Here is an 805-nt window from a genome sequence, read left to right on the forward strand (position 1 = left end):
CTGGGGCCGCAAAGGGATTTTCCTGAACATCACCAAGCCCTGGTTCGACTGGTTCAAACCCGGTTTTCATCCGTGGGATCACGATAACAGCGAGCAGCTGCAAAACTTCGAGGCCCTGCTTGGCAACCTCCTCAAAGAGGAAGCCGCTTAACCGTTTTCCAATTCACCGAGCTCTCCCTTTTCCGGTGACTTTCAGGGTCGGCACTTTGCCGGCCCTTTTTTTTGCCGCTCTGCGGCTGCAGCATGCTTCACGCAGCATGCAACACGCTGGCAAACCTGCCGAGATTGGGCCTCATAACGAAAAAAGCGCCTGCTTTTGCAGACGCTTTTTCATGAGTCCAATGCGGGGATTACCCGTCGTTGCCCTCTTGAGTAGACACCACACGATCATCTGCCAGGCGAATGTTGGCCGCTGGCGCATTGCCGTCCCGGTCCTCGCCGAAGTACAGGGTGGTATGCGGGAACGGGATCTCTATACCGGCCTTGTCGAAGTAGATCTTCACCAGCCGGTTGAAGGCACGGCCCACCGCCCACTGATTGCCCGGTGTGGTCTTGATCACCACGCGGATATTCACCGAGCTGTCCGCCAGGGCCGTCACCCCGGCCACGGTCATGGGCGCGAGGATATTATCCTTGTGCTCACCTTCCTTGAGCGCCTCGAAGGCCGCCTCAAGCTGAACGATGGCATCGTCAATGCTTTCCCGATAACCAATGCCGTATTCGCCCACATGGTTACCGTATTCGCGGGTGTAATTGGATACCGCATCCACCGAGGAGAACGGCACGATGTGGTAGGTGCCATAGA

Annotated in this window: 1 protein-coding gene; it reads right to left on the reverse strand. The window is 57.0% G+C overall.

Going from position 1 to position 805, the window contains the following annotated elements; translation table 11 throughout:
• Window positions 1-350: 350 nt before the first annotated feature.
• Window positions 351-805: mechanosensitive ion channel family protein (locus A3754_RS04310; protein ID WP_156496775.1), on the reverse strand; the 455-nt coding region annotated here is incomplete at its 5' end.

Source organism: Alcanivorax sp. HI0083, from assembly GCF_001635175.1.